The organism is Streptomyces sp. NPDC021562, from assembly GCF_040640875.1.
GTDB lineage: Bacteria > Actinomycetota > Actinomycetes > Streptomycetales > Streptomycetaceae > Streptomyces.
The window spans coordinates 303,350-317,890 of the sequence record NZ_JBFACN010000006.1 but is presented as its reverse complement, the minus strand read 5'-3'; the positions used below and the strand labels follow the sequence as shown (position 1 = coordinate 317,890).

Below are 14,541 nucleotides of genomic sequence, written 5' to 3'. Positions count from 1 at the left end.
GACAGCGACTGGAAGGAGGGGCGTCGGGGATGAGCACCAAGGACTTCATCGAGAAGGACTACTACAAGGTCCTCGGCGTCCCCAAGGACGCCACCGAGGCCGAGATCAAGAAGGCGTACCGGAAGCTCGCCCGCGAGTTCCACCCGGACGCCAACAAGGGCAACGCCAAGGCCGAGGAGCGCTTCAAGGAGATCTCCGAGGCGAACGACGTCCTCGGCGACCCCAAGAAGCGCAAGGAGTACGACGAGGCACGCGCCCTCTTCGGCAACGGCGGCTTCCGCCCCGGGCCGGGCGCGGGCGGCGGCAGCTTCAACTTCGACCTGGGCGACCTCTTCGGGGGTGGCGCCCAGGGCGGGGGCGGCTTCGGCGGCGGCGGCTTCAGTGACGTCCTGGGGGGCCTGTTCAACCGGGGCGGGGGCGCGGGCACGCGTACCCAGCCGCGGCGCGGCCAGGACATCGAGTCCGAGGTCACGCTCAGTTTCACGGAGGCCATCGAGGGCGCCACGGTCCCGCTGCGGATGTCCTCGCAGGCCCCCTGCAAGGCCTGTTCGGGCACCGGCGACGCGAACGGCACCCCCCGGGTGTGCCCGACCTGCGTCGGCACCGGACAGGTGGCGCGGGGATCCGGCGGCGGCTTCTCGCTGACCGACCCCTGCCCGGACTGCAAGGGCCGCGGCCTGATCGCGGAGAACCCCTGCCCCGACTGCAAGGGCAGCGGGCGCGCCAAGTCGTCCCGGACCATGCAGGTCCGCATCCCCGCCGGGGTGACCGACGGCCAGCGCATCCGGCTGCGCGGCAAGGGCGCGCCGGGCGAGCGCGGCGGGCCGGCCGGTGACCTCTACGTCGTGGTGCACGTCGACACCCACCCGGTGTTCGGCCGCAAGGAGGACAACCTGACGGTGACCGTCCCGGTGACCTTCACCGAGGCGGCCCTCGGCGGCGAGGTCAGGGTCCCGACCCTGGGCGGACCGCCGGTCACCCTGAAGCTGCCCCCGGGCACGCCCAACGGCCGTACTATGCGCGCCCGTGGCAAGGGCGCGGTCCGCAAGGACGGCACCCGCGGCGACCTTCTGGTCACCGTCGAGGTGAGTGTCCCCAAGGACCTGTCGGGGAAGGCTCGTGACGCGCTGGAGGCGTATCGCGAGGCGACCGTGGGCGAGGACCCGCGGGCCGAGCTGTTCGAGGCCGCGAAGGGAGCATGACGAGATGGACGGCCGTCGACGCAGTGACAGTTTTCGGGGAGCTTACGAACTGACCGAGGAGACCCCGGTCTACGTCATCTCGGTGGCGGCCCAGCTCTCCGGGCTGCACCCGCAGACGCTGCGCCAGTACGACCGGCTCGGCCTGGTCTCCCCGGACCGCACGGCCGGGCGGGGTCGCCGCTACTCGGCCCGCGACATCGAACTGCTGCGCCAGGTGCAGGCGTTGTCGCAGGACGAGGGCATCAACCTGGCCGGCATCAAGCGCATCATCGAACTGGAGAACCAGGTCGTCGCGCTCCAGCAGCGTGTCGCCGAACTCCAGGCGGCGGTGGACGGCGCGGCGGCCGCGATGCAGCAGCGGGAAGCGGCGGTGCACGCCTCGTACCGCCGTGACCTGGTGCCGTACCAGGAGGTGCAGCAGACCAGCGCGCTGGTGGTGTGGCGCCCGAAGAAGGCCAAGGACTGACCGCGACGCGCGTACGAAGGGGCCCGGAGGTGCTTGCACCTCCGGGCCCCTTCGGCTGTCTTGATCCTTGCCTGCCGGGAACTCCCCTCGGTGGAGGGGGCGTAGAGAGCGCCTGGAGGCGGTTCCGCATCGTCTTCACAGGGTCAGCGGAGCGTGGTGTTGCGCACTCGTTAAGTAGTTTTGCTTGACGTCAGGTGTGGCGTACGCGTTGTCTTTTCAGACATCTGGGTCTCAAGTGACCCTGTGTCCGGAACGCACCTGAAGTGAGCCCCCGTATGCGTCGTATAGCCATGTTCGTGGCCGCGTCCACGATGACCCTCTCGCTCGCCGGCTGCGGCGTGCTCAACGCGACGGGATCGTCTAGCACCGCGACGCCGACCAAGGGCAGCGACATCACGGTGGGCGTGCTCATGCCGGACAAGATCAACACGCGGTACAGCAACTTCGACTACCCGATCATGAAGTCGAAGATCGCCGAGCTCACGAACAACCAGGGCAAGGTCGACTACGAGAACGCCGCGTCCTCCGCCTCCGCGCAGGCGAAGCAGATGCAGAAGATGATCGACGACAAGGTCGACGTGATCATCCTGGACTCGGTCGACGCGCACGCCATCGCCGGCACGGTGAAGAAGGCCAAGGACGCCGGTATCCCGGTCATCGCCTACGACCGCCTCGCCGAGGGTCCCATCGACGCCTACGTCTCCTTCGACAACGAGCTCGTCGGCGAGGTGCAGGCCCGCACCCTCCTGGAGGGCCTCGGCTCGAACGTCGACACCTCCGACAAGGTCATCATGGTCAACGGCTCGCCGACCGACCCCAACGCCAAGCAGTTCAAGACGGGCGCCGTGTCCGAGTTGACCGGCAAGGTGACGATCGCGGACTCGTACGACACCAAGGACTGGGACCCGGTGATCGCCCAGCAGGAGGTCACCAAGGCGATCGACGCGATCGGCAAGGACAACATCGCCGCCGTCTACTCCGCCAACGACGCCATGGCGGCCGGCGTCGTCAAGGCCCTCAGGGCGGCCGGCGTCACCAGCATGCCGCCGATCACCGGCCAGGACGCGGACCTCGACGCCATCCACCGGATCCTCAGCGGCGACCAGTACATGACGGTCTACAAGCCGTACCCGGACGAGGCCGAGGCCGCCGCCGAGATGGCCGTCTACAAGGTGCAGGGCAAGGACATCCAGTTCGACGCGCTCACCCAGGACACCGTCGACAGCCCCACCACGAAGAACATCCCGGCCCAGCTGGTGCAGGTCAACGCCGTCACGAAGAGCAAGATCAAGGACACCGTCGTCGCGGACGGCATTTACAAGATCTCGCAGATCTGCACCGCCGCGTACAAGACGGCGTGCGCCCAGGCCGGCCTCAAGTAGCGCCGCCGCGCTCGCGCGGTTCGGCGGCCGTCAACCCGCGCGCCACGGACCGCAGGTGAACCACGAAGGACCCCGGCCCCCGGTCGCGTGTGCGGCCGGGGTGGGCAGGCCGCATGTGCGCGGTGCTGGGGCGGTGAGGTGGCGGACGGGGGTCGTGTCCCGGGCGCCGTGCGGCCGCTCGCGGTCCGTCGTTTCCGCCGGGGGTCGTCCGGGCGTTCCGCGGCCGGGTGTCGTGCGCTGCCGCCCTGCGGTGTCCGCCGTGGACGGGCGGGTGAGTTAGGCGCGGCTGCGCGTGGGCGAGGGGCCCGCGGCGCGGCCGAGGGTGGTCGGGTGCGCCGCGGGCCTGAGCGGCCCGCCCGGCAACGCGCCACCCCCGTGGACGCGTTGCCGGGGCCTCGACCCGAGCGGGGGAGCCGGATCGAGGCCCCGCCGGGTGCCGCGTGGCACCCGCCGGAAGCGATCTCCACGATGCCGTCCGCACCCGCCGCCCACCACCGTCATCTTGTTGCAACGGGCCCCCCGGAGGCGATCGGATATCGGGGCGTACCCCTGCATAACGGCACCCGGTGCGAGGGGAGCCGTGTTGCGGAGCCGGTCAGGACCGCTCATAGTTGCGCTGCGGAAGAGGCAGCAAACCGGGGGTGGAATGGGCGATGGCCGGGCACGGGACGGAGGAGCATCCACACGGAGCCGACCGACTGTGCGCCGCCGGGGACCGCGTGTACTCCCGGGCCGTGCGCCGGGGCCGGGTGGCACGCACGGATGCCGACGCGGTGCCCTGTCTGCTGGAACTGGCGTTGCTGCACCCTGACCCGGACGACATGGCCTGGCTGGTGCCGACCTCCCCGCAGGAGGTCATGACCCGGCTGCTGCGCGGGGTCTACGACGAGGTGACGGACAGCCAGCGGCGCGTGGGTTCGGCGGTGGCGGCGTTCGAGTGGTACGCCGGGCTGGGGCGGCACCTGCCGGCCCTGACGGCCGCCGCCGACGGTACGGCGGCGATCCGCGTCCTCGACGGGCTGTCACGGATCCAGGCGGCCATGGACGAGGCGACGGAGGCCTGCACGACCGAGGTGCTCACCGTGCAGCCCGGCGGCATCCGCCGGGAGTCGGAACTGACCGAGGGCCTGCACCGGGCGCTCGCCCTGCGCGGCCGCGGCGTGCGGATGCGCGACCTCTACACCCATGTCGCCCGGCACGGCCAGGGACTGCTCAACTACCTGGAGCTGATGGGCGACGCGGTGGAGGCCCGCACCCTCGACGAGGTCATCGACCGGCTGATCCTCTTCGACCGCACGGTCGCCTTCATCCCCGCGAACGCGGACCGCACCATGGCCCTGGAGCTGCGCCACCCGGCCCTGGTGGAGTACTTCGGCACGGTCTTCGAACGCCTGTGGCGCCTGGCGATCCCGCTCACCGCCGCCCTGCCCGACACCGGCATCGAGGGCATCTCGCACCGGGAGCAGTCCATCGCGGCGCTGCTCGCCGAGGGCCACCAGGACGCGGTGATCGCGGAACGCCTGGGCATCAGCGTCCGTACCTGCCGTGCCCACATCGCCCGTCTCTCGGAGACGCTGGGCGCGGCCAGCCGTACCCAACTGGGCGTACGGATAGCCCAGGTGGGCCTGGACCGGCCGCCGGGCGGGGCGAGCGGGGCGCCGGACACGGCGGGCGGTGCGCCGGCCGCGATCAGGGTTCCCGGTCGAGGATCCCCGAGCGTCCGATGAGGTAGCCGAGCTGGGCGCGGCTCTCGCTGCCGAGGGTCACGGCGAGCTTGGCGATGTGGTCGCGGGCGGTGCGCACGTTCATGCCGAGGCGTTCCGCGATGACGGCGTCGGTGTGGCCCTCCACGAGGAGGGCGGCGATGGCCCGCTGGCGCGGGGTGACGCCGTTGACGGTGGGGCGGTGCGCCACGTTCGGGTAGATGGGGGTGGCCAGCCGCCACAGCCGGTCGAAGGTGGTGACGAAGTACGTGAGCAGCGCCGGATGCCGGACCTCCAGGGCGAGCGAGCCCTCGGGGTCGGCGGGCACGAAGGCGACCGTGCGGTCGATGACGATCAGCCGGTCGGGCAGTTCGTCCAGGGCGCGGGCCTCGAAGTCGCCCCGTACCTCCTCGAAGACGCCGTACACCTCCGGCACATGGCGCAGCGTGTGCTGGTAGAGGGCGCGGATGCGGGCGCCCCGGTCCAGGAGCGCCTGGTCGCGGTTGCGGGCGGCCGCGGCGGCGGCCCGGCCGCGGGCGCCGGTGAGACCGGCGTGCGACTGGATGCAGAGCACCTCCCGCCCCGCCTCGGCCATGGCGTCGGTGATGGCCTGGTTGATGCGGCGGGTGCCGCTGTGCAGCCGCAGCGTAGGGGTGCCGTCGGCCGACGGGTTCGGCGCGTGCACCTTCATCAGCGGTTCGAACAGCTCCACGAGCCGTTCCTCGCGCCGCCGTTCGTCGGCGATGCGCGCGGCGGCCGTGCGCAGCAGCCGGTGCAGCGCCGCGCCGGGAGGCTCGGGCTCCAGCCGGTCCAGGTCGTCGAGGGCCGGGTGGAGGAGGCCGAAGTCGGTCAGACACGGCGCGTCGGCGGCGTCCCGGGCACGCACGTATCCGGCGCGCAGCGCCCGTTCGTACAGCTTCGCGCCGACGGGGCACAGCTCCTCGACCCCGTGCTCGCAGCGGGTCACCGGGTACCGTCCGGGTGCGCGTGCGCGGTATGACGGGCGGCCGTCACCGACCGCCGCCCTCCTCGGGGAGTTTGTTCTCCAGAATCCCCGACTGGGCTATCAGGTAACCGAGTTGGGCGCGGCTGCCGCTGCCGAGCACCTGGGCCAGCTTGGCGATGTGGGCCCGGCAGGTGCGGACGTTCATGCCGAGCCGACGGGCGATGGCCTCGTCGACGTGGCCCTCGACGAGCAGTTTCGCGATCGAGTGCTGGATGTCGGTGATGCCGTCGGGAGCCGTCTCGTAGGGGGCGCCGGCGCTCAGCGGCACGGCCCGGGTCCACATGAACTCGAACACCTTGATGAGGTAGCGGACCAGGCCCGGGTGGCGCAGCTCCAGAGCGACCTGCTGGTCCTCACGGGTGGGGATGAAGGCGACCGTCTCGTCACAGATGATCAACCGCTCCACCAGCTCGTCTATGGAGCGGTACTCCACCTTGCCGTCGGCGAGCTGGGCCGCGTAGGCCAGCTTCTCCTGGCTGTAGCGGGCGGTGTGCTGGTACAGCGTCCGGATCCGGACGCCCCGGTCGATGAGGGGTCTGTCGCGTTCCAGCCCGCGCAACATGCTGGCCTCGGAGATCCGGTCGCTGGGCTGGACGGTCAGCATCTCCGTGTGGCATTGGGCCGTGGCCAGGTTGAGCGCGGCGTTGATGCGCTCGCCACCCTCCAGCACCGTGATCGAGCCGCCGCCCGCCGCCGACTGGGCGCCGATGGACAGGAAGGGCTCGAAGACGCCGGCGATGTCGGTGGCCAGCCGACGGCGTTCGGTGATCTCGCGTTCCAGGGGGTTGAGGCGCTGGGCCAGGGCGATCGCCGGCGGCACCGGCCGCAGCAGGTTCGGGTCGTCGGGGTCGGGGTGCAGCAGGGCGGAGCCCACCAGGCAGGGCGCGGGTTCCGCGTCCGCGCGCGCGATGCCTCCGGCACGCAGCGCGGCCGCATACAGGCGACTACCCTCCGTACACAGCTCGTTCATGGGATGGGGATGTGTCTCATTTGAGCTGTTTGTTACCAAAACTCCACCCCCCAGGGTCCTGAACATGCAGGAACATGATGCACCGATTGTGTGGCCATGACGTGCCCGAATGAGCCATCGTCGTACCTGACGGGGGAAAAGGGGACCTTCAAGTGAGGACGAAGCCGAAGATGCGTAACAGACTGCTTCGCTCGGTACTTGTCGCCGCCTTGTCCGCCGTCGCAGCCTTCGGGGTGCTCAGTGGTTTTTCGGCCGCCGGCAAGAGTGAGGTACGTGCGAACAGCAGCTGGCCGGCGGTTGCCGTGAACTCCGAGACTGTCGGCGCTACTGATTCCGTGACCGATGGAGCCGGGAGCTGACGTGACCACCCCACCCGACGACCGATCCTTCCGCCGTGAGATGGCGACCGCGTACCGATCCGGCTGGCACTTCATCGACCTGGTCACCGCCATCCCCCACAGCGGTGACTCGCTGATGGTGACCGTCTTCGGTGAGCCGGTCGTCGTCACACGGGACGAGGACGAGGACGTACGGGCGTACCGGTGCCTGCGCAAGCCGCGGGGTGCGCCACAGCCCGTGCGCTGTGCCGTGCGGTACGGAATGATTTTCGTGAACCTGGACCAACGGGACCACCGGCTGGCTGAGCCGGAGGTGCCGGACGTGAGGACCATCTCGGCCACCCCCCGCAGTGCCTGACGCGATTCCCCCGTCGTAAAAAGATCGCTCAGGTACTTCCCCCCGCAGCGGCGTCACCGTGACCTGAACACGGTGACGCCGCTGCAGTTTTGTGGGGACATTTCCTGGTATCCGTCCTTTCGGGCCACCCGTCACGGTGACTGAAACCCGCCGGTGGTACCGCCCTGCCTCCCCTTCCGTCCCCTCCCGTCCCCGGAAGACCTCCCGCTCGCACCTTGAGTGGAATAGACTCAAGTTTGTGTACGTTGGCTGAGTCAGTACCGGGATCAGCATGGGGACGTAGGAGGAGAACGCGAACGTGGACGCCGAGCTGACCAACAGGAGCCGGGACGCGATCAACGCGGCCAGCAGCCGGGCCGTGACCGAGGGGCACCCGGACCTCACCCCCGCCCACCTGCTGCTGGCTCTGCTCCAGGGGCAGGACAACGAGAACATCACCGACCTGCTCGCCGCGGTCGACGCCGACCAGGCCGCCGTACGCGCGGGAGCCGAGCGGGCCATCGCCGCGCTGCCCAGCGTGACCGGCTCCACGGTCGCGCCCCCGCAGCCCAACCGCGAACTGCTCGCGGTCATCGCCGACGCCGGCGAACGCGCCAAGGACCTCGGCGACGACTACCTCTCCACCGAGCACCTGCTCATCGGCATCGCCGCGAAGGGCGGCGCGGCCGGCGAGGTGCTCGCCCGGCAGGGCGCCACCGCGAAGAAGCTGGCCGACGCCTTCCAGAAGGCGCGCGGCGGCCGCCGGGTGACCACCGCCGACCCCGAGGGCCAGTACAAGGCGCTGGAGAAGTTCGGCACGGACTTCACGGCCGCCGCCCGGGACGGCAAGCTCGACCCGGTCATCGGCCGGGACACCGAGATCCGCCGGGTCGTCCAGGTGCTGTCCCGCCGCACCAAGAACAACCCCGTGCTCATCGGCGAACCCGGCGTCGGCAAGACCGCCGTGGTCGAGGGGCTCGCGCAGCGGATCGTGAAGGGGGACGTGCCGGAGTCCCTCAAGGACAAGCGGCTGGTGGCGCTGGACCTCGGGGCCATGGTCGCCGGCGCCAAGTACCGCGGCGAGTTCGAGGAGCGGCTGAAGACCGTCCTCGCCGAGATCAAGGACTCCGACGGCCAGATCATCACCTTCATCGACGAGCTGCACACCGTCGTCGGCGCCGGCGCGGGCGGCGACTCCGCCATGGACGCCGGCAACATGCTCAAGCCGATGCTGGCCCGCGGCGAACTGCGCATGGTCGGCGCCACGACCCTCGACGAGTACCGCGAACGCATCGAGAAGGACCCGGCGTTGGAGCGCCGCTTCCAGCAGGTGCTGGTCGCCGAGCCGACCGTCGAGGACACCATCGCCATCCTCCGCGGCCTGAAGGGCCGTTACGAGGCCCACCACAAGGTGCAGATCGCGGACTCGGCGCTGGTCGCCGCCGCGGCCCTGTCCGACCGCTACATCACCTCCCGCTTCCTCCCCGACAAGGCGATCGACCTCGTGGACGAGGCCGCCTCCCGGCTCCGCATGGAGATCGACTCGTCCCCCGTCGAGATCGACGAACTCCAGCGCTCCGTCGACCGGTTGAAGATGGAGGAGCTGGCGCTGGAGAAGGAGACCGACCCGGCCTCCGTGGAACGCCTGGAGAAGCTGCGCCGCGACCTCGCCGACAAGGAGGAGGACCTGCGCGGCCTCAACGCCCGCTGGGAGCGCGAGAAGCAGTCCCTGAACCGGGTCGGCGAGCTGAAGGAGAAGCTCGACGCGCTGCGCGGCACCGCTGAACGCGCCCAGCGCGACGGCGATTTCGACACCGCGTCCAAGCTGCTGTACGGCGAGATCCCGCAGCTGGAGAAGGAGCTGGAGGCCGCCTCCGAGGCCGAGGAGGAGACGGCCAAGGACACCATGGTCAAGGACGAGGTCGGCTCCGACGACATCGCCGACGTGGTCGCCGCCTGGACCGGCATCCCGGCCGGCCGCCTGCTGGAGGGCGAGACCCAGAAGCTGCTCCGCATGGAGGACGAACTGGGCCGCCGCCTGATCGGCCAGACCGAGGCCGTACGCGCTGTCTCCGACGCCGTCCGCCGCTCCCGCGCGGGCATCGCCGACCCCGACCGCCCCACCGGATCCTTCCTCTTCCTCGGCCCGACCGGGGTCGGCAAGACGGAGCTGGCGAAGGCGCTCGCCGACTTCCTCTTCGACGACGAGCGGGCGATGGTCCGCATCGACATGTCCGAGTACGGCGAGAAGCACAGCGTGGCCCGGCTGGTCGGCGCCCCGCCCGGCTACGTCGGCTACGAGGAGGGCGGCCAGCTGACCGAGGCGGTCCGCCGCCGCCCGTACACCGTGGTCCTCCTGGACGAGGTGGAGAAGGCCCACCCCGAGGTCTTCGACATCCTCCTCCAGGTCCTCGACGACGGCCGCCTCACCGACGGCCAGGGCCGCACCGTCGACTTCCGCAACACCATCCTGGTCCTCACCTCGAACCTGGGCAGCCAGTACCTGGTCGACCCGGCGCTCGGCCCGGAGGAGAAGAAGGAGCAGGTCCTGGAGACGGTCCGGAGGTCCTTCAAGCCGGAGTTCCTGAACCGCCTGGACGACCTGGTGGTCTTCTCGGCCCTGGAGAAGGACGAGCTGGCCCGGATCGCCCGGCTCCAGATCGACCGCCTGGCCCGCCGCCTCGCCGACCGCCGCCTCGCCCTGGAGGTCACGCCCGAGGCCCTGGCCTGGCTCGCCGAGGAGGGCAACGACCCGGCGTACGGCGCCCGCCCGCTGCGCCGCCTGGTCCAGACCGCCATCGGCGACCGCCTGGCCAAGGAGATCCTCTCCGGCGAGGTCAAGGACGGCGACACCGTCCGCGTGGACGCCTTCGGAGAGGGCCTCCTGGTGGGCCCGGCGACCGCCGGGGGCACGGCCGGGACGGCCGGCCGGGACACCGGAAAGACGCTCTGAGCTGAATTCCGCCAACGGGAGGTGAACCCGCCGGGGCGGGGGTTGCCACCCCCCTCCCCGGATGGGGGAGGATGGCGGGATCCGCATGAAGGGAAAAACACGGTGAGCATCGACCCGTCCTCGATTCCGAACTTCGGGGGCCAGCCCGAGCCGCAGCCCCAAGGACCGGCGGGCCCCGTCGTCCCGGATCAGGATCTCGTGAAGCAGCTCCTCGACCAGATGGAGCTCAAGTACGTCGTCGACGACGAGGGCGACCTCGCGGCGCCGTGGGAGCAGTTCCGCACGTACTTCATGTTCCGCGGCGAGGACGAGCAGGCGGTCTTCTCCGTGCGGACGTTCTACGACCGGCCGCACAAGATCGACGAGAAGCCGCAGCTCCTGGAGTCCATCGACGACTGGAACCGGCGGACCCTGTGGCCCAAGGTCTACACCCACACCCATGACGACGGCACCGTCCGTCTCATCGGTGAGGCGCAGATGCTGATCGGCACCGGCGTCGACATCAACCACTTCGTCTCGTCCACGGTCAGCTGGGTGCGGGCCGCCATCGAGTTCGACAAGTGGCTCGTCGAGCAGCTCGGCCTGGAGGAGGACGTCGACGAGGCCGAGAAGCCGGAAGACGGCGACGAGTAACCAGCAGACCTACAGCGGTGTGTGCGCGTACACGACGAGGTACGTGCCGTAGCCGAACGAGAGCCCGGCCAGGGCCGCGACGACCACCGTCGCGTGCCAGGGCCGGGCTCTCGCCGTGCGGACCAGCGCCCGCGCCGGCGGCAGCAGCAGCGGGAAGGCCGGGAGCAGGAAACGCGGCTTCGACTCGAAGAAGCCCGAGCCGCCGAGCGTGATCAGCAGGAGGACGGCGGTGTAGGCGAGCAGCGGGAGCGGCGGGCGGTCCAGGGCCAGCAGCGCGTACAGGAGCACCGCGGCCGCCACGATCAGCAGGGCCATCGAGAAGACGAAGCGGTCGCCGTGCAGGAGCAGCGCGCGGGCGAAGCGCAGGGAGCCCCGGCCCAGGTCGAAGCGCGAGCCCCACAGGCGCTGCACGTCGAAGTAGCCGCCGAGCGGGTCGCCGGTGCGGCCGCCCACCCACAGCACGTAGGCCGCCCACCCGACCGGGGCGAGCGCCGCGCCCGTCCACAGCCTGTGGGTGACCCGGCCGCGACGGCGGTGGAGCTCGCAGCCGGCGGCGACGAGCACGGCCGCGGCGACCGCGAAGCCGTTGGGCCGGGACAGGCCGGCGAGGGCGGCCAGCGTGCCCGCCCACAGCCAGTTGCCGGCCAGGACCGCGTACAGGGACCAGGCGGCGAACGCGGTCAGCACCGGCTCCGTGTACGCCATCGACAGCACCACGGAGTGCGGGAGCAGGGCCCACAGCACGACCAGCGCGGTGCCCACCGCGCGGCCGTGCAGCCGGGTGCCCACCGCGTAGACGCCGGCCGCGGCGACGGCCGCCGCGGCCCAGGACACCAGCAGCGCGGCCCCCGCCCCGCTGAGCGGGGTCATCGCCGTGAGGGTGCGGATCAGCGCCGGGTAGAGCGGGAAGAACGCCAGGTCGCTGTGGACGACGCCGTGACCGAAGTGCAGGGTGCGGCCGTAGCCGTGGGCGGCGATGCCCAGGTACCAGGCCGAGTCCCAGGACCGGCCGAGGAGGGTCAGTGGATGCCCGCCGCCCGCCCACGCCACCAGCGCGAGCACGGCCATACCGGTGAGCCGGACCGCCGCGAACAGTCCCACGGCGAGCCCGCCGGCCGTGACGAGGGACAGCCGGGTGCCGGGCCGCTGGGCGACGGGCGGGGCGAGGGCGGTGCTGACGTGGCTCACATTCGCACCCTGCCGGGGGATCGCGGTGATGTGCGAGAAATGTGCGCCCGATGGGGTAGCGGCCCTCCTTCCGGACGGCTGCTAGCGTCCGGTGACGTGGACGAGGGTGGGGACGAGGGTGGGGACGAGGGCGTGGACGACAGCGTGGACGACAGCGTGTACGTGGGCAACGCGGGCAAGGACGCGGCACTGGACCGGGGGTGGCTCCTCGGTCACTTCAAGGACCCCGGCGATCCGCGCCACAGCGAGGCCGTGGAGATCAAGTGGGGGGTGCACCCCCGCGGAGAGGAGCGGGCGCGATGGGTGGAGGGCGAGGAGCGCACCGCCCTCCTGGTGCTCGTCAGCGGCCGCTTCCGCGTCGAGCTCCCCGGCCGCAGCGTGCTGCTGGCGGAGCAGGGCGACTACGTCGTGTGGGGGCGCGGGGTGGACCACTCCTGGTACGCGGAGGAGGACTCGGTGCTCCTGACGGTGCGCTGGCCGTCGGTACCCGGTTACGCGGTGCCGGAGAGCACCGCCGTAGCGCAGTGAGGGCGGCCTGCTCCCCAGCCGTACCGCCGGGCTCGGTGATACCGCGCTGTCCGCCGTATTCTGACCGCATACGGGAAGGAGACCTCCATGAGCGTCGACGCGATCGTGCACACCGAGTTCCCCGACGGGTACACGGTCCTGTTCGGGGCCGACGGAAAGGTGATCATGACCCCGCAGAGTGAAGAGCACTCCAGCACCATCAGGTCGATGCAGATCGACTCCGCTCTTGCCCTCGGCCGTCACGCGAAGGTCACCTCCGACGTCTACATCGACTTCCCCGCCGACGAGAACTCTGCTCCCGACCTGGCCATCCTTCGTGAGGACGCCCGGCGGGAAGGCAAGCGCTACAGCTTCGAGGACGTCCTGCTGATCTCCGAGGTCGTCTCGACCTCCTCCGCGCGCAAGGACTACGACGACTGCACCGCGAAGTACGGCCGTTACGGCATCCCGATCTACCTGGTCGTGGACCCGTACGCGCAGGAAGTCGTCCTCCACACCCAGCCGACCGCCACCGGCTACATCGCGGCACACACCCACAAGTACGGCACGGGCAAGCTCCCCATCCCCCTGGCCGACGGCCGCACCTTCACCCTCGACCTGGACGAACTCCCGCGCCCGGAGCCTGAGGCAGACGTCCGCTGACGAAGGACCTTCGGCGAGGTCGTGCAGGTGCGCGGCGGCTCGGGTAGCCGCGTACATGTGGCCGGTACGCCGGACGGCGGCTACGACAGCTGCCGCAGCCGCTCCGCCGCCTCTTTGAGTACCTCCGTGCGCTTGCAGAACGCGAACCGCACGAACGGCGCGCCCGCGTCCCGGTGGTCGTAGAAGACCGCGTTGGGGATGGCGACGACGCCGGCCCGTTCCGGCAGGGCGCGGCAGAAGGCGAAGCCGTCGGTCTCGCCCAGCGGCCGGATGTCGGTGGTGATGAAGTACGTGCCGGCGGTGTCGTAGACCTTGAAGCCCGCCTCCGCCAGCCCCGCCGCGAGGATGTCCCGCTTGGTCCGCATGTCCTGGCGGAACGCCTCGAAGTACGCGTCCGGAAGCGCGAGGGCCTTCCGGCGTGGCCGTCACCCAGGCCACGCCTCCTTCGTACACCCATTCACGAGTGGCGCACCGGGCCCACCAAGGTAAGCCGTCGCCGACCGAGGCGCGGGCTGAGAAGTCCGTCGCTCTCCGCCGTACGACTGAGCGCACCGTGCGGATGGGACGGGAACGGTGGATCGCCGCGGTTCACCGGTCAGCTCTCGTAGTGGTAGCGGCACTGTGCGATCAGGACGGCGTCCTCGGCGGCCTTGTAGATCAGTCTGTGCTCGTCGTTGATGCGGCGCGACCAGTAGCCCTGGAATCCGTGCTTGAGCGGTTCCGGTTTGCCGATCCCCTCGTTGCCGTTCCGGGCGATGTCCGCGATGAGCGTGTTGATGCGCTTCAGGATCTTCCGGTCCTGAAGCTGCCACCACAGGTAGTCCTCCCAGGCGCGGGAGGAGAAGGTGATCTTCAACTCGGGGCCCTCATTCGTCGGTCGCCAGCTCGCGTACGGTGCCGCCGCCGTTCTCCAGCTCGTCGATGGAGGCGAGCAGGCGCCGGGCGTTCGCCGGGCTTCGCAGCAGGTAAGCGGTCTCCTTCAGGGACTCGTAGTCCTCAAGGGAGACGATGACGACCGGCTCATGTCCGGCCCGGGTGATGACGACCTCCTCGCGGTCGTCGGTGACGGAGTTGAGCACCTCGGCGTACCGCGCGCGGGACTCGGAATACGTCATGGTCTTCACGATCAACCCTCCTTCGACGTACAAGAAATTGTACGTCTCGCTCTGTGGTGCGGCAAGCGCCCATACCAC

The 14,541-nt window shown here is 70.6% G+C and carries 14 protein-coding genes and 1 pseudogene; 9 read left to right on the top strand and 6 right to left on the bottom strand.

The features are described 5' to 3' along the window. Positions 1–29: 29 nt before the first annotated feature. From dnaJ to AB0G52_RS12265, 4 genes are all read left to right on the top strand, one after another. Positions 30–1,202 carry a molecular chaperone DnaJ gene (dnaJ, locus tag AB0G52_RS12280; RefSeq protein ID WP_132889607.1) on the top strand — a complete coding sequence of 391 codons (1,173 nt, stop codon included), beginning with the start codon at positions 30–32 and terminating at the stop codon, positions 1,200–1,202. 4 nt (positions 1,203–1,206) lie between these two features. Continuing rightward, positions 1,207–1,668 (top strand): helix-turn-helix domain-containing protein, encoded by a 462-nt coding sequence (locus AB0G52_RS12275; RefSeq protein WP_132889606.1) that lies wholly within the window; start codon positions 1,207–1,209, stop codon positions 1,666–1,668. Between the two features lie 275 nt (positions 1,669–1,943). After that, positions 1,944–3,050, top strand: a complete 1,107-nt coding sequence (locus AB0G52_RS12270) for a substrate-binding domain-containing protein (RefSeq protein ID WP_361336153.1) — start codon at positions 1,944–1,946, stop codon at positions 3,048–3,050. A 653-nt stretch (positions 3,051–3,703) separates the two neighbouring features. After that, on the top strand, positions 3,704–4,777 hold the full coding sequence (locus AB0G52_RS12265; protein WP_165939394.1) for a helix-turn-helix transcriptional regulator: 1,074 nt from the start codon (positions 3,704–3,706) through the stop codon (positions 4,775–4,777). Here AB0G52_RS12265 and AB0G52_RS12260 read toward each other — a convergent pair. Beyond that, complete coding sequence (locus AB0G52_RS12260; RefSeq protein WP_132889603.1) at positions 4,740–5,720, bottom strand: helix-turn-helix transcriptional regulator; 981 nt, start codon at positions 5,718–5,720, stop codon at positions 4,740–4,742. The genes AB0G52_RS12265 and AB0G52_RS12260 overlap by 38 nt on opposite strands. 43 nt (positions 5,721–5,763) lie before the next feature. Next, the gene (locus AB0G52_RS12255) at positions 5,764–6,729 is read right to left on the bottom strand and encodes a helix-turn-helix transcriptional regulator (protein WP_361336151.1); all 966 of its coding nucleotides are present in this window, start codon (positions 6,727–6,729) and stop codon (positions 5,764–5,766) included. A 399-nt stretch (positions 6,730–7,128) separates the two neighbouring features. Between AB0G52_RS12255 and AB0G52_RS12250 the strand changes: the two genes are divergently transcribed. The 3 genes from AB0G52_RS12250 (at position 7,129) to AB0G52_RS12240 (ending at position 10,990) form a co-directional block, all read left to right on the top strand. Further along, positions 7,129–7,425 (top strand): (2Fe-2S)-binding protein, encoded by a 297-nt coding sequence (locus AB0G52_RS12250; RefSeq protein WP_046730465.1) that lies wholly within the window; start codon positions 7,129–7,131, stop codon positions 7,423–7,425. 298 nt (positions 7,426–7,723) lie between these two features. Then, positions 7,724–10,357, top strand: a complete 2,634-nt coding sequence (gene clpB / locus AB0G52_RS12245) for an ATP-dependent chaperone ClpB (protein ID WP_361336149.1) — start codon at positions 7,724–7,726, stop codon at positions 10,355–10,357. A 102-nt stretch (positions 10,358–10,459) separates the two neighbouring features. Beyond that, positions 10,460–10,990, top strand: a complete 531-nt coding sequence (locus AB0G52_RS12240) for a YbjN domain-containing protein (protein WP_132889600.1) — start codon at positions 10,460–10,462, stop codon at positions 10,988–10,990. 9 nt (positions 10,991–10,999) lie between these two features. Here AB0G52_RS12240 and AB0G52_RS12235 read toward each other — a convergent pair whose 3' ends face one another. After that, positions 11,000–12,178, bottom strand: coding sequence for a hypothetical protein (locus AB0G52_RS12235; protein WP_207921757.1), 1,179 nt, complete (start codon positions 12,176–12,178; stop codon positions 11,000–11,002). 144 nt (positions 12,179–12,322) lie between these two features. Here AB0G52_RS12235 and AB0G52_RS12230 point away from each other — a divergent pair, with 144 nt between their 5' ends. Together AB0G52_RS12230 and AB0G52_RS12225 are read left to right on the top strand one after the other, a co-directional pair. Beyond that, complete coding sequence (locus tag AB0G52_RS12230) at positions 12,323–12,706, top strand: signal peptidase I (RefSeq protein WP_132889663.1); 384 nt, start codon at positions 12,323–12,325, stop codon at positions 12,704–12,706. 87 nt (positions 12,707–12,793) lie between these two features. Next, positions 12,794–13,348 carry a Uma2 family endonuclease gene (locus AB0G52_RS12225; protein WP_361336146.1) on the top strand — a complete coding sequence of 185 codons (555 nt, stop codon included), beginning with the start codon at positions 12,794–12,796 and terminating at the stop codon, positions 13,346–13,348. 80 nt (positions 13,349–13,428) lie between these two features. Here AB0G52_RS12225 and AB0G52_RS12220 read toward each other — a convergent pair. The 3 genes and pseudogenes from AB0G52_RS12220 to AB0G52_RS12210 form a co-directional block, all read right to left on the bottom strand. Further along, positions 13,429–13,761: pseudogene (locus AB0G52_RS12220) on the bottom strand (aminotransferase class I/II-fold pyridoxal phosphate-dependent enzyme); the annotation flags it as partial. Between the two features lie 182 nt (positions 13,762–13,943). Then, on the bottom strand, positions 13,944–14,204 hold the full coding sequence (locus tag AB0G52_RS12215; protein ID WP_361336144.1) for a Txe/YoeB family addiction module toxin: 261 nt from the start codon (positions 14,202–14,204) through the stop codon (positions 13,944–13,946). Between the two features lie 10 nt (positions 14,205–14,214). Continuing rightward, complete coding sequence (locus AB0G52_RS12210; protein WP_037676836.1) at positions 14,215–14,472, bottom strand: type II toxin-antitoxin system prevent-host-death family antitoxin; 258 nt, start codon at positions 14,470–14,472, stop codon at positions 14,215–14,217. Positions 14,473–14,541: the final 69 nt, after the last annotated feature.